The 24,439-nt window shown below is 69.0% G+C and carries 26 protein-coding genes; 12 read left to right on the top strand and 14 right to left on the bottom strand.

Going from position 1 to position 24,439, the window contains the following annotated elements:
• Positions 1-162: 162 nt before the first annotated feature.
• A complete protein-coding gene (locus D187_RS11960) occupies positions 163-1,191 on the bottom strand; it encodes a deoxyhypusine synthase family protein (RefSeq protein WP_002631898.1) in 1,029 nt (342 codons plus the stop codon).
• Positions 1,192-1,427: 236 nt separating this feature from the next.
• Here D187_RS11960 and D187_RS11965 point away from each other — a divergent pair, with 236 nt between their 5' ends.
• The gene (locus tag D187_RS11965) at positions 1,428-2,123 is read left to right on the top strand and encodes a pirin family protein (RefSeq protein WP_002631897.1); all 696 of its coding nucleotides are present in this window, start codon (positions 1,428-1,430) and stop codon (positions 2,121-2,123) included.
• 140 nt (positions 2,124-2,263) lie between these two features.
• Here D187_RS11965 and D187_RS11970 read toward each other — a convergent pair whose 3' ends face one another.
• Entirely contained in the window at positions 2,264-2,926 is a 663-nt protein-coding gene (locus D187_RS11970; RefSeq protein WP_002631896.1) for an RNA 2'-phosphotransferase, read from the bottom strand.
• A gap of 102 nt (positions 2,927-3,028) precedes the next feature.
• Here D187_RS11970 and D187_RS11975 point away from each other — a divergent pair, with 102 nt between their 5' ends.
• Both D187_RS11975 and D187_RS11980 read left to right on the top strand, forming a co-directional pair.
• Positions 3,029-3,883, top strand: a complete 855-nt coding sequence (locus tag D187_RS11975) for a LysR family transcriptional regulator (protein WP_002631895.1) — start codon at positions 3,029-3,031, stop codon at positions 3,881-3,883.
• A 60-nt stretch (positions 3,884-3,943) separates the two neighbouring features.
• Positions 3,944-4,480, top strand: a complete 537-nt coding sequence (locus D187_RS11980; protein WP_002631893.1) for a hypothetical protein — start codon at positions 3,944-3,946, stop codon at positions 4,478-4,480.
• Between the two features lie 43 nt (positions 4,481-4,523).
• On the opposite strand, the gene D187_RS11985 is transcribed toward D187_RS11980, so the two are convergent.
• Together D187_RS11985 and D187_RS11990 are read right to left on the bottom strand one after the other, a co-directional pair.
• On the bottom strand, positions 4,524-4,706 hold the full coding sequence (locus tag D187_RS11985; RefSeq protein WP_043429347.1) for an SEL1-like repeat protein: 183 nt from the start codon (positions 4,704-4,706) through the stop codon (positions 4,524-4,526).
• A gap of 238 nt (positions 4,707-4,944) precedes the next feature.
• Entirely contained in the window at positions 4,945-5,871 is a 927-nt protein-coding gene (locus D187_RS11990) for a LysR substrate-binding domain-containing protein (RefSeq protein WP_002631890.1), read from the bottom strand.
• Positions 5,872-6,000: 129 nt separating this feature from the next.
• Between D187_RS11990 and D187_RS11995 the strand changes: the two genes are divergently transcribed.
• The 3 genes from D187_RS11995 to thrS all read left to right on the top strand — a co-directional run bounded on the left by D187_RS11995 (position 6,001) and on the right by thrS (position 9,485).
• Complete coding sequence (locus D187_RS11995) at positions 6,001-7,473, top strand: catalase (RefSeq protein ID WP_002631889.1); 1,473 nt, start codon at positions 6,001-6,003, stop codon at positions 7,471-7,473.
• Positions 7,474-7,520: 47 nt separating this feature from the next.
• Complete coding sequence (locus tag D187_RS12000) at positions 7,521-8,060, top strand: ankyrin repeat domain-containing protein (protein ID WP_002631888.1); 540 nt, start codon at positions 7,521-7,523, stop codon at positions 8,058-8,060.
• Between the two features lie 219 nt (positions 8,061-8,279).
• The gene (thrS, locus tag D187_RS12005) at positions 8,280-9,485 is read left to right on the top strand and encodes a threonine--tRNA ligase (protein WP_002631887.1); all 1,206 of its coding nucleotides are present in this window, start codon (positions 8,280-8,282) and stop codon (positions 9,483-9,485) included.
• A 93-nt stretch (positions 9,486-9,578) separates the two neighbouring features.
• Here the strand turns inward: thrS and D187_RS12010 are convergent, their stop codons facing one another.
• Entirely contained in the window at positions 9,579-10,352 is a 774-nt protein-coding gene (locus D187_RS12010; RefSeq protein WP_002631886.1) for a class I SAM-dependent methyltransferase, read from the bottom strand.
• Between the two features lie 53 nt (positions 10,353-10,405).
• Between D187_RS12010 and D187_RS12015 the strand changes: the two genes are divergently transcribed.
• Positions 10,406-11,191, top strand: a complete 786-nt coding sequence (locus D187_RS12015) for a glutaminyl-peptide cyclotransferase (protein ID WP_043429349.1) — start codon at positions 10,406-10,408, stop codon at positions 11,189-11,191.
• Positions 11,192-11,200: 9 nt separating this feature from the next.
• On the opposite strand, the gene D187_RS12020 is transcribed toward D187_RS12015, so the two are convergent.
• Genes D187_RS12020 through D187_RS12050 form a run of 7 tightly spaced genes read right to left on the bottom strand, consistent with a single transcriptional unit; the run spans position 11,201 to position 17,872 of the window.
• Complete coding sequence (locus D187_RS12020) at positions 11,201-12,544, bottom strand: S41 family peptidase (protein ID WP_043429504.1); 1,344 nt, start codon at positions 12,542-12,544, stop codon at positions 11,201-11,203.
• A gap of 38 nt (positions 12,545-12,582) precedes the next feature.
• Complete coding sequence (locus D187_RS12025) at positions 12,583-13,443, bottom strand: alpha/beta fold hydrolase (RefSeq protein ID WP_002631883.1); 861 nt, start codon at positions 13,441-13,443, stop codon at positions 12,583-12,585.
• Positions 13,444-13,477: 34 nt separating this feature from the next.
• Positions 13,478-14,551: an oxidoreductase gene (locus tag D187_RS12030; RefSeq protein ID WP_002631882.1), complete on the bottom strand. Its 1,074-nt coding sequence runs from the start codon at positions 14,549-14,551 to the stop codon at positions 13,478-13,480.
• Positions 14,552-14,565: 14 nt separating this feature from the next.
• Complete coding sequence (locus tag D187_RS12035) at positions 14,566-15,681, bottom strand: murein hydrolase activator EnvC family protein (RefSeq protein WP_002631881.1); 1,116 nt, start codon at positions 15,679-15,681, stop codon at positions 14,566-14,568.
• Positions 15,678-16,580 (bottom strand): cell division protein FtsX, encoded by a 903-nt coding sequence (locus tag D187_RS12040; protein ID WP_002631880.1) that lies wholly within the window; start codon positions 16,578-16,580, stop codon positions 15,678-15,680. The genes D187_RS12035 and D187_RS12040 overlap by 4 nt, the downstream gene beginning before the upstream one ends.
• A complete protein-coding gene (gene ftsE / locus D187_RS12045) occupies positions 16,577-17,272 on the bottom strand; it encodes a cell division ATP-binding protein FtsE (RefSeq protein WP_002631879.1) in 696 nt (231 codons plus the stop codon). The genes D187_RS12040 and ftsE overlap by 4 nt, the downstream gene beginning before the upstream one ends.
• Positions 17,273-17,326: 54 nt before the next feature.
• Positions 17,327-17,872, bottom strand: a complete 546-nt coding sequence (locus D187_RS12050; protein ID WP_002631878.1) for a RomY N-terminal domain-containing regulatory protein — start codon at positions 17,870-17,872, stop codon at positions 17,327-17,329.
• A gap of 211 nt (positions 17,873-18,083) precedes the next feature.
• Here D187_RS12050 and carF point away from each other — a divergent pair, with 211 nt between their 5' ends.
• The gene (gene carF / locus D187_RS12055) at positions 18,084-18,938 is read left to right on the top strand and encodes a plasmanylethanolamine desaturase (RefSeq protein WP_002631877.1); all 855 of its coding nucleotides are present in this window, start codon (positions 18,084-18,086) and stop codon (positions 18,936-18,938) included.
• A 27-nt stretch (positions 18,939-18,965) separates the two neighbouring features.
• On the opposite strand, the gene murI is transcribed toward carF, so the two are convergent.
• Both murI and D187_RS12065 read right to left on the bottom strand, forming a co-directional pair.
• Entirely contained in the window at positions 18,966-19,784 is an 819-nt protein-coding gene (murI, locus tag D187_RS12060) for a glutamate racemase (protein ID WP_002631876.1), read from the bottom strand.
• A 104-nt stretch (positions 19,785-19,888) separates the two neighbouring features.
• Complete coding sequence (locus tag D187_RS12065; protein WP_002631875.1) at positions 19,889-20,965, bottom strand: hypothetical protein; 1,077 nt, start codon at positions 20,963-20,965, stop codon at positions 19,889-19,891.
• 175 nt (positions 20,966-21,140) lie between these two features.
• Between D187_RS12065 and D187_RS12070 the strand changes: the two genes are divergently transcribed.
• Genes D187_RS12070 through D187_RS12085 form a run of 4 tightly spaced genes read left to right on the top strand, consistent with a single transcriptional unit; the run spans position 21,141 to position 24,397 of the window.
• Positions 21,141-21,848 (top strand): MotA/TolQ/ExbB proton channel family protein, encoded by a 708-nt coding sequence (locus D187_RS12070; RefSeq protein ID WP_043429510.1) that lies wholly within the window; start codon positions 21,141-21,143, stop codon positions 21,846-21,848.
• Positions 21,849-21,863: 15 nt separating this feature from the next.
• Complete coding sequence (gene tolR, locus D187_RS12075; RefSeq protein ID WP_002631873.1) at positions 21,864-22,331, top strand: protein TolR; 468 nt, start codon at positions 21,864-21,866, stop codon at positions 22,329-22,331.
• Positions 22,332-22,334: 3 nt separating this feature from the next.
• Positions 22,335-23,111: an energy transducer TonB gene (locus D187_RS12080; RefSeq protein ID WP_002631872.1), complete on the top strand. Its 777-nt coding sequence runs from the start codon at positions 22,335-22,337 to the stop codon at positions 23,109-23,111.
• 2 nt (positions 23,112-23,113) lie between these two features.
• On the top strand, positions 23,114-24,397 hold the full coding sequence (locus tag D187_RS12085; protein ID WP_043429512.1) for a DPP IV N-terminal domain-containing protein: 1,284 nt from the start codon (positions 23,114-23,116) through the stop codon (positions 24,395-24,397).
• The last annotated feature ends 42 nt before the right edge of the window (positions 24,398-24,439 follow it).

Consider the following 24,439-nt stretch of genomic DNA (forward strand, 5'->3'; position numbering starts at 1 on the left):
GGTCTTCTCCCTCGTCTCCAGTCCTGAAGAGGCCCGGTGTCGCAAGCGTTGACTGGACCTGATCCACGTCACCGGTTCAAGCCCGGTCGGACTCCCCGCCGGCCGGCGAAAAGGCCGGGGAGCCTGGTGCGGGACTGGCACCCGGCCCCCCTCGCCGACACGTCAGCGAGAGCCCATGTGCCGGGCGATGAGCGCCTCCGCCTCGGCGGGGTGGCGCTTGCACTCGAGCAGCGCGCGGAGCACGAGCGGCACGACGATCGTCGCATCCGACTCGATGACGAACATGGGCGTGGTCTCGGTGAGCTTGTCCCAGGTGATCTTCTCGTTGGGCGTGGCGCCGGAGTACGAGCCGTACGAGGTCGTCGAGTCGCTGATCTGACAGAAGTACGCCCACGGCTTCACGGGCTGGGCGAGGTCGTACTTGATGGACGGCACGACACAGATGGGGAAGTCCCCGGCGATGCCACCGCCAATCTGGAAGAAACCAATCCCCTCGCCCGCGGAGAGTTCCTGGTAGCGGTCGTAGAAGTCCGCCATGTACTCGATGCCGGACTTGGCGATGCTGGCATTGCACTCACCCGAGCGCACGTACGAGGCGAAGATGTTGCCGAAGGTGGAGTCCTCGTAGCCCGGCACGACGATGGGCAGCTTCGCGCGCGCGGCCGCGAGCAGCCAGCACTCCTCGGGGTTTCCCTCGTGGGCCGAGGGCTCGATGGCCTGGATGACCTCGTAGAAGTACTCGTGCCAGAAGCGGCGCTCGCCGCCCTTGGTGGCGCGCTGCCACATGGGGACGATCGTCTTCTCCACCGCGCGGAACGCCTCATCCTCGGGGATGCTCGTGTCGGTGACGCGGCGCATCCGGTCGGCGAGGATCTGCGTGTCCTTCTCCTTGGTGAAGTAGCGGTAGTCCGGGAAGTCCTTGTAGCTGTGGTGCGCGACGAGCCGGAAGAGCGACTCCTCGAGGTTGGCGCCAGTGACGGAGAGGCCGTGGATGAGGCCGGCGCGGATGGCGGGAGCGAGGGTGATGCCGAGCTGGGCGGAGGACATGGCCCCGGCCACGGCCCAGAACATGCGGCCACCCGCGGAGATGTGGCGCCAGTAGGCGAGGAGCGCGTCGCGCGTGGCGCGGGCGTTGAAGTTCTTGTAGTTGCTCAGGACGAAGTCGAGGACGGGGAGCTGGGCGTCGGACATGAGGAGGCGTCTCCTGAAACGGCACGGGTGGGAACCCGGATGACGCCACTGCGACCAACGCCATCCGAGGACGCCCTACGGTCACGACGTCGCGTCGCGCCGCCATCGGAGCGTCGAATGGCTGGGTGGAGAGCTAGCACGAATCCCATGGGTAGAACAATGCGTCCCAAAACGGGCGCCTAGTTCACGAGGGGTCTCCCCCACATGATGTCTGTCAGACAAGGAGACACGACATCATGATGATCGTTCGGAATTCAGAAGCGCGCGGACATGCGAACCACGGGTGGTTGGATTCCCATCACACCTTCTCGTTCGGAGACTATTTCGACCCGTCCGCCATGGGCTTCCGCGCCCTGCGCGTCATCAACGAGGACCGGGTGGCCGCGCGCAGCGGCTTCGGCGCGCACCCCCACCGGGACATGGAGATCATCACCTACGTGCTCGACGGGCAGTTGGAGCACCGCGACAGCCTGGGCTCGGTGGGTGTGCTGCGCGCGGGAGAGATGCAGCGAATGACGGCGGGCACGGGTGTGCGGCACAGCGAGATGAACAACTCGGACGAGGAGGTGCACTTCCTGCAGATCTGGATCCTCCCGGAGCGCACGGGGCTGAAGCCCGGCTACGAGCAGAAGGAGTTCCCGCTCGCGGAGCGCCAGGGCAAGTTCCGGCTGGTGGTGTCCCCCGAGGGGCAGGAAGGCTCGCTGAAGGTGAACCAGGACCTGCGGCTGTACAGCACCGTGCTGGGCCAGGGAGAGAAGACGGACTACACCCTGGCGCCAGGGCGGCACGCGTGGCTGCAGGTGGCACGCGGCGCGGGCACGCTCAACGGCGTGGCGCTCAAGGCCGGTGACGGCGTGGCCGTGTCCGAGGAGTCTCGGCTGGAGCTCTCCGCGACCGAGCCGCTCGAGGTCCTGCTGTTCGATCTGGGCTGAGCCGGAGCCAACGACGTGCGGCGGGGGCTATGACGTGACGCGTGCGACAGGGTGACGAAGGGCACCCAGGAAAGGGACTGGCGCGGGATTCGTCCACCCCCTGCCGCGCGCGGTCGTCGTCCAAGGAGCACGGATGACACTCATTCGCCCCGGGCAGGCGCGGGAGAGGAGGCCTCCGTGCCCAGCCGTCTTTTCAGCTCCGCGAGCGCGGAGCTTCCCGGGCCATTGCACGCGAGCACGTCCACGAGGGTGGTCGCGGGAATGGCACGCGCGAGCAACACCCCGTTGGGTGCGCGGAAGATGCGCAGCCCCGAGGCCCGGAGGCGCGCGGGAGAGATGACCAGCAGCACATCCACACCGGCGCGCTTGCCCACCTTCGAGTCCACCGCGGCGGCCAGGTGGACATGGGTACGCGCCGCGGAATGGATGCCCTCCCCAGAGAGGATGGCGCGCGCGGCGGCCACGGACGTACCGTGGTAGAGGGGTGCGTCCGCGAGCACCTCGTCCCAGCTGCGCTCCAGCCCGTCGAGCGTCACGGGGGTACCCTCCAGGGAGTGGCCCTGCACGGCGCGCACCTGCTTGCCCCGCACCTCGTAGCGCGACTTGTTGTTCTCCGCGACCACCTCGTCGAGTTCCTCACGAGACAGCCCCGTCATCCGCAGCACCTCGCCGATGAGGGCAAAGCCCGCGGAGTCCATGGCGAGGCCCATCTCCCGGGCGCCATGGCGCAACAACCATGAGAGCTTCTTCGATTTCCTGGCGAGTGCCTGGAGTTCCTTCTCCGGGCGACGTGAACTGGCCATGACCGTCCTTCCTTTCTTCCGAGGAGGAACACTAGCCGACCCCCTTCCCGCTCACGAATCGGGACTTCCCACCAGCTATCGAAGAAACGGATAGTTCCACTCATGGAAACGGATGGGCTTCGCGCCCTGGTGGCGTTCGCGGAGGCTGGCTGCAATCTGACGCTCGCGGGGCGCGCCATCGGGCTGTCCCAGCCAGCGGTGCATGCACGACTGCAAGGAGTGGCGCGGGCGCTGGAGATCTCCCTCTACGAGCGGCGGGGCCGGCGCCTCCAGCTCACCCCGGATGGAACGCGCGTGCTCGCCTGGGCGCGTGACGTGCTCGAGCGGGAGCGCGCCCTGCGCGTGGAGCTGCGACAGGGACACGCGGAGGAGCGGGTGGTGCTCGCCTGCGGAGAGGGGGCCCTGGTGCATGTGGTGGCCGAGCGCGTCGCTCCGCTGCTTCGCGAGCGGACCGGAGTGCTCTCCTTCCTCGTGTTGGATGGCCCCGCCGCGGTCGCCGCCGTGGAGCGCGGCTCGGCGCACCTGGCGGTGGTGGCCGGGCCCGCGTCCAGTCCCCCGGGGCTTCGCTCGCAACCGCTCGTCACCGCCTCGATGCTGGCCGTGGCGTCCCGGCAGCATCCACTGGCGCGGGCGGGACGGGAAGTGGAGGTGCGGGCACTGCTCGAGCACCGGCTCCTGGTGCCCCCTCTCGGCCGCGCCCTGCGCGCCACCCTGGAGGACGCCGCCTCGGCCCATGGACGGCCCCTCGAGGTCGCCGCGGAGGTGACCGGCTGGGAGGCGGTCTGCCGACTCGCGTCGTTGGGGGTGGGAGTGGGAGTGATCAACGACGTGGTGGCCACCCCGGGCCTCGCACGCCTGTCCGTGCGCGGCCTTCCCCCGGTGACCTACCGGTTGCTGATGCGGCGTGGACGTGGCACGAGGCTCGCGGAGGAGGTGGTGCGGACCCTGCTCGGCTGACGACACGTCAAACGAGATAGGGTTCCACTGTCCGCCGTCAGGAATGGAGATTGAACGAGCATGTGGAAGAACTCGCCCCCCGACACCGCGGAAGTCATGGCGACGGTCAGAGCCGTGGCCGAACAGAAGTGGAAGGAGTCACTGGCTCCGAGGAACGCGAATCCGGCCGATGCCACATTCATCGGCTGGAGGAGCTACATCAGCGACCCTTTTCCGCTGACGTGGCCGTCCGTGGAGGGGACTCTCGTTTTCTACGCTCTCGCACGGGGCATGAATCCCCGAGCGCTGCGGGACGGGGAGTTCGTGGGTCCCACCTGGGCCAGGATGACCTACTCGGCCCAGGAGAAGAAGACCGAGCTCACGCTCCTGGACGTCCGACTCGAGTCTCGCGGAGTCCAGGGCGTACGCCCCCTGCGGCAAGAGGAGCTCGAGATTCTGGAGTTGAAACCGCTGGATGCTCTACTGGGTTCGCGGACGGCGGAAGCGGATCAGAAGCTCAAGTCTTATTACTGTCTTCAGCTCTCGCTCGGAAACATCCCGTCCGAAGCAGTCACGGCTCACGCGGCATTCTTCAAATGGCTCGACTGTAGAGTCTAGAGCACTTGGAGGCGCACACGCCTCGTTCACTGACCAGCGCAAGCTACAGCGTGGCGGCGCGGCGCTCGTCCTGGGGCACTCCCAGGCCCTTCTCGTAGTACTCGCCGAGGTTGAAGCACCCCAGCGCATCTCCACCCGTACAGGCCTGCTCCCAGCGCGAGCGGAGGTTGACGCTCTCCTTGGTCTCTCCCCCGTCATCGGCTGCTTGCGGCGTGTTGGGAGACAAGGCCGCGCGTCCCCCCGTGACACATCCGCTCAGCAGCCCGACAACGACACAAAATCCCACGCTCAGCCGCACTGCCGCTCCTTGCGATCCTGACATTCTCGAGAAGGCGCGAGGTGCTTCACCTGCCATGTCCGCCCGCCCTCCAGAGCCTACTTGAGAATGCTGACCGTCCCGGAGTCAACGTCAGTGTCGGAAACGGAGGCCGTTTGTCCAGAGGTGACGGGAGCGCAAACGTGTCTCAGCTCCGCTTCACCGCCCCCCGGTTTCCGGGCCACGCCGCGCGCATCGTGTCCGCGAGCGCCCGGAGCGCCCCGGCCCGGGGAAAGCCCGGCCGCCACACGAGGGCAAGGATGCGGCTCGGAGACGGCGCCAGGGGCCGCACCTCGAGCTGGCCAAACCGGTTCTCCAGGGGCACGGAGATCGCCGGCAGCAGCGTGATGCTCCCCTCGCCCGACATCACCATCTGCGCCAGCGTGGTGAGGCTCGTCGCGCGGAAGTCCACCTCGCGCGCGCCCACGCGGGTGCACAGCGCGAGCGCCTGGCTGCGAAAGCAGTGCCCATCCTCCAGCAGCAGCACGTTCTCCGCGTCCAGGTCGCGCAGCTGCACCTGCTTCTTCTTCGCCAGCGGATGACCCGGAGGCAGCGCCACGACAAAGGCATCCTCCGCGATGACGGTCTGCTCCACGTCCCCCAGCTCCGGATCCAGCGCCACCAGGGCCGCGTCCAGCCGTCCCTCCTCCAGCCCGCGCACGAGCAGCTCCGTCTTCTCCTCGCGCAGCCGCAGCCGCATCTGGGGGTACTGCTTCGTCACCGCCGGAATCACCTCGGGCAGCACGTAGGGCGCCACGGTGGGGATGACGCCCAATTGCAACGGGCCCGCGAAGGGATCCGACAGCCGCGAGGCGGCCGAGAGGATGTCCCCCGCCTCGGTGAGGACGCGGCGGGCCCGGGACACCAGCTCCTCACCCGCCTGGGTCAACAGGACGCGGCGCTTGTCGCGCTCGAAGATCTTCACCCCGAGCACGTCCTCCAACTGCTGGATCTGCGCGCTCAGGGCGGGTTGCGAGACATGACAGCGCTCGGCCGCCTTGCGGAAGCCGAGCACGTCGGCGACGGCGACGACATATTCCAACTGCCGCAGGGTCAGGTCGTTCAGGGAGGCCATGGCACCGGGAAGCTTGATAGGAACAGGCTATCAAGTCCATCGGAACGATGTCTTGGCCCGTTCAGGGCGAACTCTCTACCTTCAGGGACATCCACGGCGGACTTCCCGCCTACCCCAGGAGAGACGTCCATGAGCACCCGTCCCCAGCTGACCACGGAGTCCGGAGCCCCCGTCGCCGACAACCAGCACTCGCAGACCGCCGGGGCCGCGGGTCCGGTGCTGTTGCAGGATCACCACCTGCTCGAGAAGCTCGCCCGCTTCAACCGCGAGCGCATCCCCGAGCGCGTCGTGCACGCGGTGGGCTCGGGCGCCTACGGCACCTTCGTGGTGACCAACCCCAACATCGCGCGCTACACGCGCATGAAGCTCTTCAGCGAGCAGGGCAAGAGCACCGAGGTCTTCCTGCGCTTCTCCACGGTGGCTGGCTCCAAGGGCGCGCCCGACACCGCGCGCGACCCCCGGGGCTTCGCCGTGCGCTTCTACACCGAGGACGGCAACTGGGACCTGGTGGGCAACAACACCCCCATCTTCTTCCTGCGCGACGGCATCAAGTTCCCGGACTTCATCCACTCGCAGAAGTACGACCCGTACAGCAACCGCCAGGAGCCCGACAACGTCTGGGACTTCTTCTCCCACTCGCCCGAGGCCACGCACCAGTTCACCTGGCTCTTCGGTGACCGGGGCATCCCCGCGTCCTTGCGGCACATGGACGGGTTCGGCTCGCACACCTTCCAGTGGGTGAACGCGAACGACGAGCGCTTCTTCGTGAAGTTCCACTTCAAGACCAACCAGGGCATCCGCACCCTCTCCACCCAGGAGGCCGAGGCCATCGGTGGGAAGGATCCGCAGCACCACCAGAGCGACCTGTACGCGGCCATCGAGCGCGGCGAGTTCCCGTCCTGGACGCTCAAGGTCCAGGTGATGCCCGAGGCCGAGGCGGCCACCTACCGCTTCAACCCGTTCGATCTCACCAAGGTCTGGTCCCAGAAGGACTACCCGCTCATCGAGCTGGGCCGCATGGAGCTCAACCGCACGCCGGACAACTTCTTCGCCGAGGTGGAGCAGGCGGCGCTGGATCCCGCGCACTTCGTTCCGGGCATCGGCCCCTCGCCGGACCGCATGCTCCAGGCGCGCCTGTTCGCCTACGGGGACGCGGCCCGCTACCGGCTCGGTATCAACCACACCCAGTTGCCGGTGAACTCGCCCAAGGGCGTGAAGGGCGGCGCGCGCAACTACGGCCGTGACGGCGGCATGCGCTTCGATGGCAACGGCGGACGCGCGAAGAACTACGAGCCGAACAGCTTCAACGGCCCCGCGCAGTCCAACGAGGCCTCGGGCCTGGGCTTCTCCGTGAGCGGCACCACGGGCACCTACGTCAACCCGCGGCACGCCGAGGACAACGACTACGTGCAGGCGGGCGACCTGTACCGGCTGATGGACGAGCCGGCGCGCGAGCGTCTCGTGGCGAACATCGCGGGCAGCCTCGCGCAGGTGAGCCGCGAGGACATCATCACTCGGGCCATCTCCCACTTCCGTCAAGCGGATGAACAGTACGGCGCGCGCGTGGCCGCGGCCGTCCACAAGCTGCGTCAGTCGCGTTAGACCGTCACCCTTCCACCTCCAACTCCAACGACATGAGAGAGACAGCCATGAAGACCGGGACCCGGGAGTCGCAGTCCGCAGCAATCGACGCGGAAGTGTTGGAGGTGGCGCGCATGGCGTTCCAGTACGCGCGCAGTGGAGACGCCGCGGCGCTCGGCGCGATTCTCGACGCGGGGCTGCCCGTCAACCTGCGCAACGAGCGCGGCGACACGCTGCTGATGCTCGCGAGCTACCACGGCCACGTGGACGCCACCCGGGTGCTGCTCGAGCACAAGGCCGACCCCGAGCGCACCAATGACCGGGGGCAGACCCCCTTGGCCGGCTGCGCCTTCAAGGGCGACATCACCATGGCTCGGCTGCTGCTCGACCATGGCACCCAGGTCGACGGCGCCGGCCCGGATGGCAAGACGGCGCTCATGTTCGCGGCGATGTTCGACCGCGTGGAGATGATGGAGGAGTTGATCTCCCGCGGCGCGGTCCCCGAGCGCCGGGATGCCGAGAAGCGCACGGCGCTCGACTACGCCCGAGCCATGGGTGCCCAGCGCGCCGCCGAGCGGCTCGCGGCGTCGCAGCAGACCCCGGCTTGACAATTTTTTCCGCTCCACGCACCTTGTGGAGCGTGAGCTTCGTTCGCCCCACCACCACGACCACGACTACCGCCACTTCCCTCGGCGGGAGCGGACTCGTGCGTGTCGTGAGCTGACGAACGCACGGTCTCTTGCCCCGCCGTCTTCCGGCCGGGGCGTCCGTGCAAGCGCTCAGTGCTCCGACCGGAAACACCTCTTCATTCCGATTCGGAGTCACCCATGCTCGACGTTCATGATCACCGTTCCCTGGGCCAGCGCCTGGACCTCTTCCACCTGCAGGAGGAGGCCCCCGGCATGGTGTTCTGGCACCCCCGCGGCCACCTGCTCTACCGGCTCATCGAGGAGCGCGTCCGCGGGCAGATGCGACTCGAGGGCTACGACGAAGTGAGGACGCCTCAACTGCTCGCCCAGCCCATCTGGGAGCGCAGCGGCCACTGGGAGAACTTCCGCGAGAACATGTTCCAGCTCGCCGAGGAGGGCGGGCGGCACCTGGCGCTCAAGCCGGTGAGCTGCCCCGGTCACATCCAGCTCGTGCAGCGCATGGGGCCCAGCTACCGCGACCTGCCCTTGCGGCTGGGCGAGTTCGGACTCGTGCACCGCAGCGAGCCCAGTGGTTCGCTCCACGGGTTGTTCCGCCTGCGCCAGTTCACGCAGGACGACGGGCACATCTTCTGTGCCGAGGAGCAGATGAGGGACGAGGTCCTGCGCTTCTGCCGCTCGCTGCGTGCCTTCTATGCCGACTTCGGCTTCGAGGACGTGGAGGTGGCCTTCTCCAGCCGTCCGGCCCAGCGGGCCGGCAGCGATGAGGTCTGGGACATGGCCGAGTCCCTGTTGCTCGAGGCGGCCCGGCAGGCGGGGCTGAACTGCCGCATGCAGCCGGGACAGGGCGCGTTCTACGGGCCCAAGCTGGAGTTCGTGCTCAAGGACCGGCCCGGTCGCGACTGGCAATGCGGGACGATCCAGCTCGATCTCGTGCTCCCGGAGCGCTTCGATCTGCACTACGTGGATGCCTCGGGGCAGAAGCGCCGGCCGATGATGTTGCATCGCGCGATGCTCGGGAGTCTGGAGCGCTTCATCGCCATCCTCCTGGAACACCACGGGGGCGCGCTGCCCGCGTGGCTCTCACCGGAGCAGGTGGTGGTGGCCTCGATCGGGGAAGGAGCCGCGGGCTACGCCGAGCGCTTCGCCGCGAAGCTGCGCGAGGCGGGCTGCCGGGCGCACGCGGATGCACGGGCCGAGTCGCTCTCGCGGAAGATCGTCGACGCACATCAGGCCGGAGTGCCCTGGCTCGTCGTGGCGGGCGCTCGCGAGGTGGAGAAGAACATGGTCCGGCTGCGGCGACGGGATGGCGAGCAGCGTGACCTGCCCTGGGAGGAAGCACTGGCGGAGCTCGTCGCCGAGTGCCGCCCCTCGCCCTCGGTGTGACCACGAAGGGCGGAACGAAGGACCCCGTGCCAGGCCCACGCCCTGGCACGGGGTCTCACGTCGAGGACTGCCGCCACAACGGAGCCCGGAAGCTCACCGCGGCTTGATGAACTTCAGGGCGAAGCGGTCGCTGGTGCCGCGGCGCGCTCCGGCGGCGCCCGGGCTGGAGTCCCAGTCACGGGTGTCCTGGGGGTTGCGCCAGACGTCGCTGTCCTGCAGGAACTGGAAGCCCGCCGCGAGCACCTCGTCACGCACGGTCTGCTCGTCGATGCGGTGCAGCGTCTGGGCGTCGCGCACACCCGTGCCGGGCATCGCGCTCGAGTCGAGGATGACGTAGACCCCTCCGGGCTTGAGCGCGCGGAAGACGGCCGCGTTCATCTTCGCCCGGTCGGTGCCGAACCATACGGTGTCGTGATAGATGATGTTGCTCACCACCGCGTCCAGGTCGGTCACCTCGGGCGGAAGGGGATCGTCCAGCTCGCGATCCACCCGCACCACGTTCTGGTTGACCGGGCGGGCGAGCCGCTCGCTCCAGGGCTTCTCCGCGAAGCGCTCGAGGACGAACCGGGGGTTCTCGCCATAGACGACCCCGCGAGGACCCACGGCGCGCGCGAGCAGCTCGGTCGTGTAACCGCCCCCCGCCATCAGCTCGGCGACCTTCATGCCGGGCCGGACGCCCACGAACTCGAGCAGGGCGGCGGGATGACGGCCCGTATCGAGGGCGCGATCGGACTCGGGCCGGTCCGCGGCGGCGACGATGGCTCCGGCGGGAGAGATCACGTCCTCGGAAGCGGGGGCCGAGGGGGTGGCGGGTGTATGGGAACAACCCACGAGGGACAGGCAGGCAGCGGCGAGAAGGAATCGCATGGGGCGCGGAGCTTAGGCGCGCCGGGAGCGGGCCTCGCGGTATTTTGCCTTCCATGACGCACCGATTGTCCCTCTGTGCCCTCGTGCTCCTCGCGGCGGTCTCCTGCCGGAGTGAAGTGCACTCCCCATCGCCTCCCGCGAACGCGCCGGTGGAGGGATTCGAGATCGTTCGAAGCTGGCCCCATGATCCCTTCGCGTTCACCCAGGGACTCGTCTTCCGGCAGGGCAAGCTGTACGAGGGAACGGGCCTCCAGGGCCGCTCGAGTCTGCGGGAAGTGGAGCTCGAAACGGGCGTGGTGCTGCGCCAGTCCCGGCTCGAGCGACAGTACTTCGGCGAGGGGATCGCAATTCGAGGCAACCGGCTGTACCAGCTCACCTGGCGCTCCCAGGAGGGCTTCATCTACGACGCCGCGACGCTCGAGCGGGTGGGCCACTTCACCTACCCCACCGAGGGATGGGGACTCACCGAGGACGGGGAGTCGCTCATCATGAGCGATGGCAGCAGCACCCTGCGCTTCCTGGACCCCGACACGTTCGCGGTCCGGCGTACCGTCAAGGTGCAGGATGCTGGCCGGGAGATCTCCCAGCTCAACGAGCTGGAGTACGTCCGCGGCGAGGTCTACGCGAACGTGTGGATGACGGACCTCATCGCGCGCATCGATCCGGCCACGGGACGGGTGAAGGGCTGGATCAATCTCGCGGGGCTGCTGCCACGCGCGGAGCGCACGGGAGACGAGGACGTGCTCAATGGGATTGCCTATGACGCGGCCGGGGATCGGCTGTTCGTCACCGGGAAGTTCTGGCCGAAGCTGTTCCAGATCCGCGTCGTGGCCCGGTAACCCCAGGGCTCACGGAGTCGCGGAGCTGGCCTTCATCGGAGGGCGAGTGCCCCGAACCAGGCCATTGAGGTAGTTCAACGCCACCTGGAGCTGATGGTCCGTCAGCTTCGACGTCACGTCCCAGGCCCGCGGTTCCTCGGTGAAACGTTTGGCATTCACCACGGGAGCGTCCTCGGCCGCCGCCCCGGGCTCGGCCTTGAAGTGCCGCTCCAGATCCTTCTCCCGCGTCTCGTCCTTCGCCGCGCGTTCGCCCGTCGACTCCGCCACCTGGTAGTCCGGCGTGATGCCCTTCTCCTGGATGCTCCGCCCCTTGGGCGTGTAGTAGCGCGCCACGGTCAGCTTCAACCCGGAGCCGTCCTCCAGCTCGATGACGGTCTGGACGCTCCCCTTTCCGAACGTCTGGGTGCCCAGGATGGTGGCGCGACCATGGTCCTGGAGCGCGCCCGCGACGATCTCCGACGCCGAGGCGCTCCCCGCGTTCACCAGCACCACCAGGGGATAGTCGGGCTCCGTGTCCCGGTCCTTGCTGCGCTCCTCGGTCGTCTGGCTCGGGTTGCGCCCGCGCGTGCTCACGATGGTGAGGTTGCCCGGCAGCCACAGGTCGCTCACGGCCACCGCCTGCTCCAGCAGGCCGCCCGGGTTGTTGCGCAGGTCCAACACCACGCCCCGCAGCGGCTTGTCCCCATTCTGCGCGCGCAGCCGATCCAGCTCCTTGCGCAGGTAGAACGCCGTGCGGTCCTGGAAGCTCTTCACCTTCACGTGGGCGATGCCCCCGTACAGGGCGCCCTCCACCGAGATGATGCGGACATGGTCGCGGATGAGGGCCAGCTCTCGCGGCGCGCTGAAGCCCTCGCGCATGATGGTGAGCAGCACGCGCTTGCCCGCGGGACCGCGCATGCGCTGCATCAGCTCCGCGTGACTCAAGCCCCGCGTGCGCTCGCCGTCGATGGCGACCAGCTCGTCCCCCACGCGGATGCCCGCCCGGGACGCCGGCGTGTCCTCGATGGAGGCGGACACCCGGAAGCCATCCCCCGCGGGAGCCAGCTCGAGGCCCACCCCGCCGTACTCGCCCGAGGTGTCGATCTTCATCTCCTTGAAGACCTCGGGCGGCATGAAGACGGTGTGGGGATCCAACGTCCCCAACATGCCCTGGATGGCGCCCTGCATGAGCTGGCGCTCGTCCACGGGGTCCACGTAGTTGTTCTCCACGTAGGACAACACCCGGGCGAACACCTCGAGCTGCTCGTAGGACAGGGTGTTCGCGGAGGGCTCGCGCGCCTGGGCCGGGAACATGGGAGCCAGGAGCCACAGGCCGGCGGCGAGTGCCGCGCGCCAGGAGTGCAAGGAGCGCATGGAGGCGGACTCTACCATCCGGCCGCCTCCCGGTCCGACTACAGCCCGGCGGAGTCGGCGAACTGGAGCAACTCCGACACCAGCTCGCTTGGCCGCTCGACGTGCGGCAGGTGACCGAAGCCGTCCACCACCCGCACGCTCGAGTGGGGCGGCAGGTGGGTGCGGAAGAAGTCGAGGCTCTCGCGGGGCAGGAGCTTCTCGTTCGCCCCCCAGATGAACAGCACGGGCATGGCGAGTCCCTGGAGCTGCGCGGGCTTGAGGTACTCGCCCGTGGCGATCACGTCCGCGCTCAGGGCCCGCACGGCGGGGGTGCCATACATCCCCCGGAGGGCATTGGCGAAGAACATCATGGCCCAGGGAGGCCGGTGGAACAGGCGCTGGGTGAGCGCGCGCGCCTGCTCGGCCGTGCGCACGTCCATGGACTCCAACACCTCGCGGATGAGCTCGTGTCCCACGTCCGCTCCCGCCGAGGCCACCAGGGCCAGGGCGCGAACCAGCTCCGGGTGCTCGGCCGCCAGTTGCACCGACATGGCTCCGCCCAGGGAGTTGCCCACCACGAAGGCCGGGGCGCCCACCACCTCGCGGCAGTAGCGCACCAGCATCTCGAACTGGCCCCGGACGCACATCGGCCCGAGGCAATATTCCGGGGAGAAGCCATGCCCGGGCAGGTCCACCGCGAACACCCGCTCGAAGCGCTTGGCCAGCGGCAAGAGGACGCGCCCGAAGCCGCTGGCCGCCCCGCCCAGCCCATGCACCAGCACGATGGGCGGACCCTTGCCGCTGCCCTTCAACGTGAAGTGATGGAGGCGCTGTCCGCCCACCACCACTTCTTCCGAGCGCACCCCGCGCGCCACCAGCAGGCGCCGCGAGACTTCCTGGAGTCCAGAGATGAGGTCCACGACGAGACTCTAACTCCGCCCCTGCCGCACCGCATCAGCCCCGTACGCCGCCCCCCTCGGAGCCGGGCGAGCGCTCCAGGGGAATACGCCGGCCCTCGGAGGCGCTGCGCTCGGCGGCCTGGATGATGCGGATGACCTGGCCGGCGCTCTCGGCGGTGACGGGGACCGGGCCCTCTCCTGCGATGGCCTGGGCGAAGCACCGGTAGAACGACTCGTACTGGCCCGGCAGTGTAGGCACCTCGCCCCCCTGGCTCAAGCGGCCATGGCGCGCGGCGGGCTCCTGGCCCCAGCCCGCCTGGCCGGGCCGGAGCCCCGCCTTGAGCTGCTCCTCCTGCGGGTCGAGCCCGTACTTCACCCAGGCGTCGCGCTCGCCCTGGAGGACGAAGCGGGGCCAGGGCTCATGCACCACGGAGCCGGAGTGCAGGATGACGCGCAGCTCGCCATAGCGCAGCAGCAGGTGGAACCAGTCCGTGGTCCGAGCGCCCTCGCGCTGCTGGCCGACATCGGCGCTGACGGACTCGGGCATCCCGAAGAGCTGCACGACCTGATCGATGAGGTGGGGGGCGAGATCCCACAAGGTGCCGCCCCCGGGCACGGCGTCCTCCTTCCAGCGCGCCTTCACCTGGGGCCGGAAGCGATCGTAGTGGCTCTCGAAGCTGAACAACCTGCCGAGGCGGCCCTGAGCGAGCAACTGGCGCAGGGTGAGGAAATCGCCATCCCAGCGCCGGGTATGGAAGACGGTCAGACACCGTCCGCGCTCGCGCGCCAGGGCATCCAACCGCGAGGCCTCGGCCGCGTCCAGGGTGAAGGGCTTGTCGACGACCACGTGCTTGCCCGCCCGGAGCGCGCGCTCGGCCAGCGGCGCGTGCGTGTCGTTGGGCGAGGCGATGATGACGACGTCGAGGGAGGGGTCCTCCACGAGCGCGTCCGGGGAGAGCACGCGCGCGCCGGGCCAGTCGCGCGCCACCTCCGCGGCGCGTCGGGTGGCGACGGCCGCCAGGGTGAACGCGGGCTCGGCGGCGAGCAGGGGCGCGTGGAAGACGGTGCCGGCGAGTCCGTAGCCGATGAGGCCCGTTCTCAGGGGAGTGCGAGAGGAGGAAGAGGTCATGGAGTGTCCAGGGTTCAAGGAGCGGCCGCCAGCCAGGGCGAGGGATCCACGGCCTGACCGGAACGGCGGATTTCGAAATAGAGGTAGGCGCCCTTGAGCGAGCCCGTCTCGCCCACCTCGCCCACCGTGTCACCCGCGGCCACGTGTGCGCCCACGCCTGGAGTCACGGAGGACAGGTGGGCCACCAGCGTGTGGTAGCCCCCGCCATGATCGAGGATGAGCAGGTTGCCATAGCCGCGCAGCCAGCCCGCGTACGCCACGGTCCCTTCGGCCACGGCCTTCACGGGAGTGCCCGCGGGCGCGCGGATGTCCACGCCCTTCTGCACGGTGACGGTGTTGAAGCGCGGGTTGACCACGCGGCCAAACCCCACCTCGATGATGCCGGGAGCGGGACGGGGCAGCTTGCCCTTGAGCGCCCCGAAGCCGGAGGTGGCGGGCCCCTCGTTCATCTCCTGGAGCACCCGGCCGAGGTCCGCGTCCGCCTGCTCCAGCTCGCGCACCATGCGCCGCGCCAGCTCCGCCTCGCCCTTGATGGTGCCCACCAATTCCTCCAGCGCCTCCTGCTGCGCCCGGGCCATGCGCGCCTGCTCGCGCAGGAACGCCAGCCGCACGTCCAGCGAGCCCTGCAACCTTCGCAGCTCGGCCGCGACCCGCTGCCGCAGCCGCGCCACGCGCTGCACCGTGCGCAGCTGCCGCAGGTCCTCCTCCAGCGTCGCCCGCAGCGCGCGCGAGCGCCACACCATGGCGGAGAAGTCCCGGGCGCTGAGCAGCACCTCCAGCGGCCGGCGGCGCATGAGCCGGTACATGCTCCACAGCCGGGGCGACAGCCGGCGCAACTGCTCGCGCAGCATCTCCCGCGTCACCTCGTCCTCGTGCTCGGCCACGGCCAGCCGCTTGCGGAAGACGGCGAGGTCTCGCTCCAGCACCTTCACCCGCTGGGCGCTGGTGGCGGCGCGCTGCTCCACCATCTCCAGCACCTCCAGCGCGGACACCTTGCGCGACTCGATGAGCGCGAGCGCCGCGCGCTGCGTGGTCAGCTTCTCGCGCACGGACTCGCGCTCCGCCGCCTCGTCCTGGGAGAAGGCCGCGGGCGCCCACGACAGCAGGAGGAGCAGCAGGAGCCGGTTCATACCCGGAGGAAGCGCCCCACCGCGATGAAGCTGCCCCCGAGGCCCAGCGCGCACCCCACCGCCACCATCTCCAGCGCCAGGACCGGCTCCAGCAGGGGCACCGCGCCACCCGGGCCCACCAGGAAGGACAGGAGCGAGTTCATCCCCGGCCCCACCAGCCGCTCGAACAGCGCGAGCCCCGCGAGCGCCACCCCGGCCCCCAGCAGTCCCTGGAGGAAGCCCTCGATGAGGAAGGGCATCTTCACGAAGCGATCCGTGGCACCCACCAGCTTCTGGATTTCAATCTCCCCCCGCCGCGAGTAGATGGCCAGTTGCAGCGTCGCGGACACGATGACCACCGTGGCCAGCAGCACCACCGCGAACGCCACCCAGCCGCCATAGCGCAGGGCGCGGGAAATAGCCGACAGCCGCTCCACGGCCTCCTCGCCATAGTCCACGCCGGTGACGCCGGGCAGGGCGCGCAGTTCCTTGGCCAGTTGCTTGAGCGCGCCGGGCGTGCGCCGCTCGGCGGGCACCTGCAGCTCCAGCGAGGGAGGCAGCGGATTCTCGGGCAGTTGCGCGAGTGCCTCGCCCAGGTCGCCCAGTTCCAGCGCCAGACGCTCCAGCGCGGCCTGGGGAGGCACGAGCGAGGCGCGTCCGCCGCTGGCCGCTTCCATGCGCTCGCGCAGCACCGCGGCGCCCTCCTCGTCGAGTCCGGGAGAGAGGTACACCGTCACCTGCACCTCACCGCCCAGCGAGGCCAGGAGCGCGTCCACCCCGCGGCCCATGGCCTGGGCGAGCCCCGCGGAGAACAGGGCGATGGCGATGGTGGTCACGGCGATGAAGTGGACGAAGGGCGCATGGCGCAGCCCCGACGCCGCCGAGCGCCAGAAGTAGGCCGTCTTGGCCAGCACGCTCATCCCGCCGCCACCCGCCGGGCGGCCTTCACTCCGTCCTCGTCCGACACGATGAAGCCCCCCTCCAGGCGCAGGGTGCGCTTCTGGTAGCGGGTGATGAGGCCGGTGTCGTGGGTGGCCACCATCACCGTGGTGCCGCGCACGTTCACGTCCATGAGCAGATCCATGATCTCCACGGTGAGCGCCGGGTCCAGGTTGCCCGTGGGCTCGTCGGCCAGAAGGATGGTGGGATCGTTGACGAGCGCGCGGGCGATGACGACGCGCTGCTGCTCACCCCCGGAGAGCTTGAGGGGCATGGAGCCCGCCTTGTGCTGCAGGCCCACGAGCTTGAGCATGCGGTGCACGCGCTCGCGCGCCTCGGCGCGGGGCACACCCAGCACGTCCAGGGTGAAGGCGACGTTGTCCTCCACGGTGCGGTGCGGCAGGAGCTTGAAGTCCTGGAACACCACGCCGATGTTGCGCCGCAGGTAGGGCACGGCCGACTCGCGGATGCGCGCGATGTTGCGCCCGCCCACGAGGATCTGCCCCTTGGTGGCCTTCTCCGCGCAGAAGATGAGCTTCATGAGCGTCGTCTTGCCCGCGCCCGAGGGGCCCGTGAGAAAGACGAACTCGCCCTTCTGCACATGCAGGTTGATGTCCGAGAGGACCGGCGGATCGCCCGGATAGGCCTTGTACACGTGGAACATCTGGATCATCGGCGGGGGCGATTATGGCCCCGCTCGCGCCGCATGTGCCACGGGACAGGCGAGCTACTGGTTGTTGTCCTCGCCCGCCAGGTAGCTGAGGATGACCTCGTCCAGGCTCTTCTCGGAGATGAGATCCTCGCCGAACAGCGTCTCCACGCCCACCTCGTTGATCTTCGGCTGCACCTGCAGGGCGCGCGCGGCGGCGATCTCCGGGGGGAGGTGGGAGGCGGGGGGCGCCGCGGGAGGAGGCGCCTTGGGGCCCGAGGGCGGCCGCGCGTGGGGCGCGTCCTCGGCGGAGCCGAGCTGCCCGGGCTGGTAGTGCCGCACGCCCGTCTCGTAGCCGTCGTACACCCCGTTGATGAGGTTGCGCAGCATCTCCTTGTGCTGCTCCTCCATCAACTCGCGCACGACCTCGGCGAGGCTCTCCGCGTTGAGGATGTCCGCGTAGGACGTCTTCTTCGACGCGAGGATGTTCCCGCCCACGAACAGGTGCGTGATGATGTGGGGATTGTTGACGCCCGAGTCCTCGGTCTGGACGTGGTAGACGCGACCCTTGTACTTGATGTTGTGGTTGAAGCCGGTGACGGCTTTTTCGAAGGTTTTCGCCATGCCCGAGTGAGCGGACCGTAGCAGTGCGACCCGGGCGAAACAAGAAACGCGTCGGATTGTGTGCGACGTCCGCCTGCCGGCCAGCCCGAGAGCGGAGCAGACGGCCGGTTCGTTCACCATCAGACGCCGCTTCGCCTCCACATGGGATTAAAGTCCGTATCCCCCAGGGGGGAAGGCAGCGCCGGCGTTTCCCGGCGCGAGGGAAACGACGATGAAGAACGAGCTCAAGAACCAACTGCGCCAGCAGGACGCCACCGTCCTGGCCCAAGGCTACTCTCCAGCGATCCGCGCCATGGAGGTGTTCAGCATCGTCGCCTTCGTGGCCCTGGAGTCGGCGCTCGTCTGGCGGCTGTGGGGCAACCCCCTGGTGGGCCCCTGGATGGTGCTGAGCGCCGTGCTGCTGGGCTACCTGGCCGCGGACTTCGTCTCCGGCCTCGTCCACTGGATGGGGGACACCTGGGGCTCCACCGACATGCCCGTGCTCGGCAAGGCCTTCATCCGGCCCTTCCGTGAGCACCACGTGGACGAGAAGGCCATCACCCGGCACGACTTCGTGGAGACCAACGGCAACAACTGCCTCGTGTCGCTGCCCGTGGCGCTGCTCGCCCTGCTGCTGCCCCACACCAGCGCCACCTGGGTGTTCCTCTCCAGCTTCCTCGGGGCGATGATCTTCTGGGTGATGGCGACCAACCAGTTCCACAAGTGGTCCCACACGGACACGCCGCCCGCGCTCATCGGCTTGCTGCAGCGCGTCCACCTCGTCCTGCCGCCGGACCACCACCGCATCCACCACACGGCGCCCTACGACAAGTACTACTGCATCACCGTGGGATGGATGAACAAGCCGCTCGCGCTCATCGGTTTCTTCCCGATGATGGAGCGCGTCATCACCTGGACCACGGGCCTGATTCCCCGCAAGGACGACATCGGCGCCGAAGCGGCCCTGGAGCTCTTCGAGACCCAGGCCGCCGACACGCCCCCCGTGGTGAAGGCCGCCCAGGAGCTGCTCGAGGGCAGTGCGCTCGCCGAGGAGCCCGCTGCCGTGTCCCCGGTGCGGCCGTCCTGACACACCGCCGCGCGGTGGCCCGGCCCCTCAGAAGGTCAGGTCCACCTGCTCCGCCGAGGGGATGCGCCGCCCGAGGAAGCGCTCCCCCACCTCCACGAAGCGCTCGGGCACGTCGGTGACGAAGAAGTGGTGGGAGGGGGCACGTCCCGCCGGAGCCAGCAGCCCGCGCTCCTCCAGCAGCCCCGCCACCACCTCGACGGTGGCCTCGGCCGAGTCCACCAGCGCCACCTCGGGGCCGACCACCTCCGCGATGATGTCCTTGATCAACGGATAGTGCGTGCAGCCCAGCACCAGCGTGTCCACCCCGCCGCGCACGAACTCCCCCAGGTACTCGCGCGCCACCAGCCGCGGCACTTCTCCGGAGAGCCAGCCCTCCTCGGCCAGGGGAACGAACAGAGGACACGCCCGGGCCTTCACCCGCACGCCCGCCGGTCCGGCCGCCGCCTCCAATTCGCGCTGGTAGGCCCCGGAGCGGATGGTGCCCGGCGTGCCGATGACGCCCACCTGTCCCCCCCGGGTGCGCCGCAGCGCCGCCCTCGCCCCGGGAGCGATCACCCCCACCACCGGGACCGGCAGCGCCGCCGACAGCGCGGGCAGCGCCACCGCCGAGGCCGTGTTGCACGCCACCACCAGCACCTTGATGCCGCGCTCCAGGAGGAACTCCGCGTTCTTCAGCGAGTAGCGCGTCACCACCTCCCCGGACTTGGTGCCATACGGCACCCGGGCCGTGTCACCCAGGTACAGGGTGCTCTCGCCGGGAAGCTGGGACATCAGGGACTTGAGGACGGTGAGCCCTCCCACACCTGAATCGAAGACACCGATGGGACTGTGGCTGTCTGGCCGCATGACGGGGGCTCCTATCACGTTTGATGCCAACCCATGGCGGCCCCCGCAAAGCAGAAGGGCCGAGGCAGTGGCCCCGGCCCTTCCCCACTCCGCGTCGCGGTGGACTAGTAGTGGCGCTGGAGGTTGACGGTGTAGGAGTCCGCTTCCGTCTTCTGGACGAAGGCCGTCACCGTCAGCGTGGGCGGGTTGTTCAGGTTGGAGTAGCTCACCTGTGAGCCGCTCATGCCCTTGATGATCACGTCGTACTGCCCGGGCCTCAGGTACTTGTAGAGGATGGGTGCGCCCGTGCAGGCCTTCGCATCGCCCTCCTCCCCGTAGACGAGCTTGCCCGTCACCCGATCTCGCATGTTGATGCGCACCCCGGTGACCCCCGCCTGCTCACACGTCTTCTGTATGGAGCCGTCGAGCAACTCCCAGCGCAGCGACATGCCACCCACCGCCCAGAGGGTGTAGGACACCGAGATGGGACTGCCCGCCTGCGTCGTCAGCGTCCCGCTGCGGTAGTAGTAGGGCGTCGCCCCCGTGCTGGTGACCTTCATGCCCACGAACTCGATGGAGTGAGTGCCGGGCGCCAGGAAGGGCGAGGAGATCTGCTTGCCACCGCTGCCCTCCTCACATTGCAGGCGCGTCCACTCGCCATTGTCGATGCGCACGTCCACGTGGGTCACCCCCGCCTGGGCGCAGGTGGGGTTGGAGTTGTTGGTATTGCCCTCGAAGGACCAGGAGACGTAGGCGAAGGAGCTGCCACCGCCCTGGGGGGTGAGGTTGACGTTCACGCGGATGTCGCCGTTCACCGTGAAGTCGCCGCTGGCCCGGTAGAGCACCTTGTTGTCGTAGCCCCGCGCCTCCAGCGTGTAGCTGTAGGTCCGGGGCAGGAAGTCGTGCAGCACGATGCCATCCGACCCCCCGGTGTTGCAGGCGTACACACCGCCATTGTGGAGCGTCTCACCGGGGATGGAGATGCGGATGCTCTTCACCTCGGGCACGTCCGCGCAGCGGCCCTCCCCGATGTTGCCGAACGTCCAGAGGAACATCACGTCCCCGGGATAGGTCGGCGTGGGCCGCGGCGGCGGGTCCGACGGCGTGTAGCAGCAGGGGCCGTCATCATCTCTGTCGACGATGATGCAGCCCGAACCGGCCATGGTCAGACAGAGGAATGCGAGCAGGATTCTGGCGTTCATGGAAGCGCTCTCGGGTGGGGAAGGGGGCGAGCGGGCGTACAGCCCGCCACACTTCTCCCTGGACGCCCCATCCCGGGAATTATTCATTCCGTTCGCCGCAGCAACCAACCAACCCCAGTCCCCCCGGGCTTTGTTTGACCCACCCGGACCCAGGTGTTACGGCCTGCACCCCATGTTGATGCCCCGCTTCCCCCTGGCGCTCGGCGCCATGAACTACGTGCAGATCCTCCAGGATGCGTCCTTCCTGGAGCTGGGTGTCCTGGGCCTGCTCATGGTCGTCTCCGTGGCCTCCTGGGCGCTCATCGCCCTCAAGGCCACCCAGCTCGCGCGCGCCCGGAGCCAGTCCCTCGCCTTCCTCGACACCTTCTGGAAGGCCTCCCGCCTGGAGACCATCTACCAGGACGCGCAGAAGCTCGAGGGCTCGCCGCTGTCCAAGGTGTTCTGCGCCGGGTACGAGGAGCTGACCAAGCTCGCCCAGGCGAAGGAGGGCGCCAGCGGCGCCATGGCCGAGCGGCTCGGCGGCATCGAGAACGTGGAGCGGGCGCTCAACCGGGCCTCGACCAATCAGCTCACGGACCTGGAGGCGCGCGTGTCCTTCCTGGGCACGGTGGGCTCGGCCGCGCCCTTCGTGGGCCTGTTCGGCACGGTCATCGGCATCCTCAACGCCTTCAACTCCATCGCCGAGCAGGGCAACGCCACGCTCGCCACGGTGGCCGCCCCCGTGGGCAACGCGCTGTTCGCCACCGCCGCGGGCCTCTTCGCCGCCATCCCCGCGGTGGTCGCCTACAACTCGTTCATCAGCCGCATCAAGGTGTTCGACACGGAGATGGCCAACTTCTCCGCGGACTTCCTCAACATCGTCAAGCGGCACTTCTTCCGCTAGGGAGCACGGCACACCATGGGCATGGGCTCCAACTCCAACAAGGGAAGTGGCCGCGTCACCATGAGCGAGATCAACGTCACGCCCATGGTGGACGTGATGCTGGTGCTGCTCATCATCTTCATGGTGACCGCGCCCCTCATCCAGCAGGGCGTCAAGGTGAACCTGCCCGAGGCGCGCGCCGCCGCGGTGGAGGCCTCCGACAAGAAGCTCGTGCTGTCCATCGACGCGCAGCGCCGCGTGTACCTCGGCGAGGCCGAGGTGCTCATGGCCGAGCTGGAGAAGAAGCTCGCCACCAACGCCAAGGCCCAGGCGGACAAGGAGCTCTACCTCCACGCGGACCGGGACGTGCCCTACGGCGTGGTGGTGGACGTCATGGCCGCCGCGCAGCGCGCGGGCATCACCAACGTGGGGATGATCACCGATCCCTCCGCGGGTGGCCGGGCCTCGGCCTCCAGTAAGGGAAAGAAGGAGGCGCGACGCTAGCCCATGCATCCCGCCGCCAATCAGAGCCTGCTCGCCTCGCGTCCCTCGCGCGTGGGCCGCTTCCTGGGCATCTCCCTCGCGGGCCACGCCCTGGTGCTGGCTGCCGTGGGCGTCTACACCACCTGGTTCCAGGCGCCTCCCCTGAAGCTGGAGCAGACGCCCATCCGCGCCACCCTCGTGCGCCTGGGCAAGCCCCGGGACGAGAAGCTCCTGCCCCGCAAGGAGCAACCCCCGCCGCCGCCACCCAAGAAGGTGGAGGCGCCGCCCTCGCCCACGCCCCCGCCGCCCGAGCCTCCCCCGGAAGCCGTGGCCATCCCGAGCCTCAAGCCGGAGCCCGCCCCCAAGCCCGCGCCCCAGCGCGGAGAGACCCAGGGCGAGAACCGCCGCGATCGGCTCTTCGGGGCCTTCGACAAGCTCGCCAAGCCCTCCAAGCAGGAGGAAGAACCCGAGGGCGCCGAGGATGGCGACCCCAACGGCGACGCGGCCAAGGCCGAGGGCGAGCGCTACTTCGGCCTCATCTCCTCGCAGGTGCGCCGCCACTACAACGTCGCGGACACCATCCCCGACAACGAACGGTTGATGCTCAAGGCCCAGGTGGCCATGCGCCTGGGCCGCGCCGGAGAGGTCATCGAGGCACGGCTGGCCAAGGCCAGCGGCAATACCCTCTTCGACTCGGCCGTGCTGTCCGCGGTGAAGAAGGCATCCCCCTTCTCGCCTCCCCCCGATCCCTTGCGCGACATGCTGCAGAAGAGCGGCATCGTCCTGGAGTTCAGTCCGTGAACGTGAAAGCCCTCCTCGCCTCCCTGGTGTTGTCGTTGCCGCTCGCGGCGCTCGCCCAGGCGCCCGTCATCCAGATCTCCGGCGCCACCTTCCAGCCCCTTCCGCTCGCCCTCTCCACACCCCTCACCCAGGGTGGCGAGGTCAAGTCCTCCGCCACCGCGGTGGATGACGCGCTCCTGTTCGACCTGCGCGCCTCGGGCCTCTTCCAGATGCTCGATCGGGCCAGCTTCCTCGCCGACGCCAAGGAAGGCATGACGGCGGGCAGCATCAACTTCGCGCGCTGGGCGGACGTGGGCGCCGAGGCCCTGGTGAAGTACACCCTCACGCGCGAGGGCGACGAGCTCAAGGCCGAGGCGCGCGTGTTCAACGTGGGCAACGGCCGCGAGGAGTTCAAGACGGCCCAGAGCGGCCCCACCGCCCAGCCCTCGCAGCTCGCCCACAAGGTCGCCGACGCCATCTACCGCCACTACACCCGCGAGCCGAGCCCGTTCCTCGTCCCCATCACCTACGTGCGCAAGTCGGGCGCCAACCGGGACGTGTGGGTGGCGGACTGGGACGGGCGCAACGCCCGGCAGGTGACCCAGGGCGGCATCAACCTGCTGCCCGCGCTCGGGCCCGACGGTCAGCTGGGCTACACCTCGTACCAGCAGGGCAAGCCGGACCTGTACGTCCGCAAGTCGGGCGGAGACACGATCCGGCTCAAGACGAACGAGGGCCAGATGGCCACCGGCATCGCCTTCTCGCCGGATGGCAAGCGCGTGGCCTACGCCCTCGCGGATGACGAGAGCGCGCAGATCTGGGTGGCGAACGCCAATGGCGAGGGCGCCCGGCAGCTCACCGACACGCGCTTCGGCATCAACACCAGCCCCGCCTGGTCTCCGGATGGCAAGCGCATCGCCTTCGTGTCCAATCGCGGAGGCTCTCCCCAGGTGTACGTGATGAACGCGGATGGCTCCGCCGTGCGGCGCCTCACCTTCCAGGGCAACTACAACCAGACGCCCAACTGGTCCCCACGCGGCGATCTCATCGCCTTCACCGCGCGCGACGAGCGCAACGCCTTCGATCTCTTCACCGTCCACGTGGACACCGGGAAGATCAGCCGCCTCACCCAGGATCAGGCCAACAACGAGGAGCCGAGCTTCTCGCCCAACGGGCGCCTGGTGCTCTTCACCTCCACGCGCAACGGCCCCTCGCAGCTCTTCGTCATGACGGCGGAAGGCAACAACCCCCTGCCCCTGCCCGTCCAGGACAAGGCCGCCATCACCACGCCCGACTGGGGCCGCTAAACGCTCCCGCCCGAGGGGGACTGCGTCTACACTCCCCGGCCC

The organism is Cystobacter fuscus DSM 2262, assembly GCF_000335475.2.
GTDB lineage: Bacteria > Myxococcota > Myxococcia > Myxococcales > Myxococcaceae > Cystobacter > Cystobacter fuscus.

Excerpts from the sequence above, each read along its gene's own strand:
- D187_RS12000 (WP_002631888.1), top strand. The coding sequence starts at position 7,521 with ATGAAGACCGGGACCCGGGAGTCGCAGTCCGCAGCAATCGACGCGGAA.
- D187_RS11975 (WP_002631895.1), top strand. The coding sequence starts at position 3,029 with ATGGAAACGGATGGGCTTCGCGCCCTGGTGGCGTTCGCGGAGGCTGGC.
- D187_RS11980 (WP_002631893.1), top strand. The coding sequence starts at position 3,944 with ATGTGGAAGAACTCGCCCCCCGACACCGCGGAAGTCATGGCGACGGTC.
- ftsE (WP_002631879.1), bottom strand. The coding sequence starts at position 17,272 with ATGATCCAGATGTTCCACGTGTACAAGGCCTATCCGGGCGATCCGCCG.
- D187_RS11990 (WP_002631890.1), bottom strand. The coding sequence starts at position 5,871 with ATGGCCTCCCTGAACGACCTGACCCTGCGGCAGTTGGAATATGTCGTC.
- D187_RS12050 (WP_002631878.1), bottom strand. The coding sequence starts at position 17,872 with ATGGCGAAAACCTTCGAAAAAGCCGTCACCGGCTTCAACCACAACATC.
- D187_RS11995 (WP_002631889.1), top strand. The coding sequence starts at position 6,001 with ATGAGCACCCGTCCCCAGCTGACCACGGAGTCCGGAGCCCCCGTCGCC.
- D187_RS12040 (WP_002631880.1), bottom strand. The coding sequence starts at position 16,580 with ATGAGCGTGCTGGCCAAGACGGCCTACTTCTGGCGCTCGGCGGCGTCG.
- D187_RS12080 (WP_002631872.1), top strand. The coding sequence starts at position 22,335 with ATGCATCCCGCCGCCAATCAGAGCCTGCTCGCCTCGCGTCCCTCGCGC.
- thrS (WP_002631887.1), top strand. The coding sequence starts at position 8,280 with ATGCTCGACGTTCATGATCACCGTTCCCTGGGCCAGCGCCTGGACCTC.
- D187_RS12010 (WP_002631886.1), bottom strand. The coding sequence starts at position 10,352 with ATGCGATTCCTTCTCGCCGCTGCCTGCCTGTCCCTCGTGGGTTGTTCC.
- tolR (WP_002631873.1), top strand. The coding sequence starts at position 21,864 with ATGGGCATGGGCTCCAACTCCAACAAGGGAAGTGGCCGCGTCACCATG.
- D187_RS12020 (WP_043429504.1), bottom strand. The coding sequence starts at position 12,544 with ATGCGCTCCTTGCACTCCTGGCGCGCGGCACTCGCCGCCGGCCTGTGG.
- D187_RS12030 (WP_002631882.1), bottom strand. The coding sequence starts at position 14,551 with ATGACCTCTTCCTCCTCTCGCACTCCCCTGAGAACGGGCCTCATCGGC.
- murI (WP_002631876.1), bottom strand. The coding sequence starts at position 19,784 with ATGCGGCCAGACAGCCACAGTCCCATCGGTGTCTTCGATTCAGGTGTG.
- carF (WP_002631877.1), top strand. The coding sequence starts at position 18,084 with ATGAAGAACGAGCTCAAGAACCAACTGCGCCAGCAGGACGCCACCGTC.
- D187_RS12065 (WP_002631875.1), bottom strand. The coding sequence starts at position 20,965 with ATGAACGCCAGAATCCTGCTCGCATTCCTCTGTCTGACCATGGCCGGT.
- D187_RS12015 (WP_043429349.1), top strand. The coding sequence starts at position 10,406 with ATGACGCACCGATTGTCCCTCTGTGCCCTCGTGCTCCTCGCGGCGGTC.
- D187_RS11970 (WP_002631896.1), bottom strand. The coding sequence starts at position 2,926 with ATGGCCAGTTCACGTCGCCCGGAGAAGGAACTCCAGGCACTCGCCAGG.
- D187_RS12035 (WP_002631881.1), bottom strand. The coding sequence starts at position 15,681 with ATGAACCGGCTCCTGCTGCTCCTCCTGCTGTCGTGGGCGCCCGCGGCC.
- D187_RS11965 (WP_002631897.1), top strand. The coding sequence starts at position 1,428 with ATGATGATCGTTCGGAATTCAGAAGCGCGCGGACATGCGAACCACGGG.
- D187_RS11960 (WP_002631898.1), bottom strand. The coding sequence starts at position 1,191 with ATGTCCGACGCCCAGCTCCCCGTCCTCGACTTCGTCCTGAGCAACTAC.